The sequence below is a fragment of the Ruegeria sp. O5 genome (genome assembly GCF_056535105.1).
The window spans coordinates 1-2,500 of sequence record NZ_JBQERN010000038.1; the positions used below are offsets into that span (position 1 = coordinate 1).

General features: G+C 54.2%; 1 tRNA gene and 2 rRNA genes (1 of these 3 cut by a window edge). All 3 read right to left on the reverse strand.

Annotated features, from left to right (window positions below):
* Positions 1-7: 7 nt before the first annotated feature.
* Positions 8-84: transfer RNA gene (locus ACR0M3_RS19860), tRNA-Met, on the reverse strand.
* 52 nt (positions 85-136) lie between these two features.
* Positions 137-251 (reverse strand): 5S ribosomal RNA (rrf, locus tag ACR0M3_RS19865).
* A 165-nt stretch (positions 252-416) separates the two neighbouring features.
* Positions 417-2,500, reverse strand: a 23S ribosomal RNA gene (locus ACR0M3_RS19870) (it continues 761 nt past the right edge of the window).

The window sequence follows — 2,500 nt, forward strand, 5'->3', positions numbered from 1 at the left end:
GAAGTATTGGTTGCGGGAGCAGGATTTGAACCTGCGACCTTCAGGTTATGAGCCTGACGAGCTACCGGGCTGCTCCATCCCGCGTCAGAGTCAGATTTGTTTTCATCGTTTTAGAGAGATTTGGGGATTTTGCTAGGTTTGGCGGTGACCTACTCTCCCGGGGCTTAAGCCCAAGTACCATTGGCGCGGCAGTGCTTAACTTCCGGGTTCGGGATGGGACCGGGTGTTTCACTTGCGCTATGACCACCAAACCGAGGAAAATCCCCACGTCGCTGTTTTTGCGGTGCAAAAAAGCGACGGGCAGGAGGCAGCGTATTCGCGAAGCGGATGCGCGGTCCTGCACGGTTGTGTCAATCAGATCAACGTTGTCCAACTCAGGGTGTGTATGTCTTTGATTTGTCTTTCCATTACTGGATCAAATCAAGCCTATCGGGCGATTAGTACCGGTCAACTGAACGCATTACTGCGCTTACATCTCCGGCCTATTGACGTGGTGGTCTTCCACGGCCCTCAGGGAGACCTTGTTTTGAGGGGGGCTTCCCGCTTAGATGCCTTCAGCGGTTATCCTGTCCGATCATAGCTACCCAGCACTGCCGTTGGCACGACAACTGGTCCACCAGTGGATCGTTCACCCCGGTCCTCTCGTACTAGGGGCAACTCCTCTCAAGTCTCCTACACCCACGGCAGATAGGGACCGAACTGTCTCACGACGTTCTAAACCCAGCTCACGTACCTCTTTAAACGGCGAACAGCCGTACCCTTGGGACCTGCTCCAGCCCCAGGATGAGATGAGCCGACATCGAGGTGCCAAACACTGCCGTCGATATGGACTCTTGGGCAGTATCAGCCTGTTATCCCCGGCGTACCTTTTATCCGTTGAGCGATGGCCCTTCCACTCGGGACCACCGGATCACTATGGCCGTCTTTCGACTCTGCTCGACTTGTCAGTCTTGCAGTCAGGCTGGCTTCTGCCATTGCACTCAACGAGCGATTTCCGACCGCTCTGAGCCAACCTTCGCGCGCCTCCGTTACGCTTTAGGAGGCGACCGCCCCAGTCAAACTACCCGCCACGCAGGGTCCCGGATCCGGATAACGGACCGCGGTTAGACATCAAGAGTGCGAAGGGTGGTATCTCAAGGGAGGCTCCACAGGTACTTGCGTTCCTGCTTCAAAGCCTACCACCTATCCTGCACATCACAATCCTGATGCCAGTGCGAAGCTGTAGTAAAGGTGCACGGGGTCTTTCCGTCTAACCGCGGGAAGCCTGCATCTTGACAGGCAATTCAATTTCGCTGAGTCGATGTTGGAGACAGCGGGGAAGTCGTTACGCCATTCGTGCAGGTCGGAACTTACCCGACAAGGAATTTCGCTACCTTAGGACCGTTATAGTTACGGCCGCCGTTTACCTGGGCTTCAATTCAAGGCTCTCACCTCTCCTTTTAACCTTCAGGCACCGGGCAGGCGTCAGACCCTATACGTCGTCTTGCGACTTCGCAGAGCCCTGTGTTTTTAATAAACAGTCGCCACCCCCTGGTTTGTGCCCCCAGCCCCTAGTTGCCTAGGAACCGGGCCTCCTTCTCGCGAACTTACGGAGGTATTTTGCCGAGTTCCTTCAACATCGTTCTCTCAAGCGCCTTGGTATGCTCTACCAGTCCACCTGTGTCGGTTTAGGGTACGGTCTGATGGAGGGCTATTTCCAGGAACCACTCAGCAGCCCAATCAATCCGATAAGATTGAACTACACCTGTGATCCGTCACATCCTCCTGGCCTAGGAATATTAACCTAGTTCCCATCGCCTACGCCTTTCGGCCTCGGCTTAGGGGCCGGCTTACCCTGCTCAGATTAGCTTTAAGCAGGAACCCTTGGACTTTCGGCGAGAGTGTCTCTCACACTCTTTGTCGCTACTCATGTCATCATTCTCACTAGTGATCTCTCCACCGGATCCCTCACAGGCCGGCTTCATCGAAAGAACTCGATCCGTCATTACATCCCGCTGCTGTTACACAACACAGATGCAAATACGGATGAGTTCTATGTCACACTACGCTCTGCTACCATGCCTTACGGCATCCTAAGCTTCGGCTCATGGCTTGAGCCCCGTTACATCTTCGCCGCAGGACAACTTATTTAGACCAGTGAGCTGTTACGCTATCTTTAAAGGATGGCTGCTTCTAAGCCAACCTCCTGGTTGTTTTGGTCGTCCCACCTGCTTTCCCACTTAGCCATGAATTGGGGGCCTTAGCTGTAGGTCAGGGTTGTTTCCCTCTCCACTACGGACGTTAGCATCCGCAGTGTGTCTGCCATCTAGTACTCCCGGGTATTCGGAGTTTGGTTAGGATCAGTAAGCCTGTGGGGCCCCATTACCCATCCAGTGCTCTACCCCCCGGGGTATTCGGATGACGCTCTACCTAAATAGATTTCGCAGAGAACCAGCTATCTCCGAGTTTGATTGGCCTTTCACCCCTAGGCACAGCTCATCCCGATCCTTTTCAACGGATG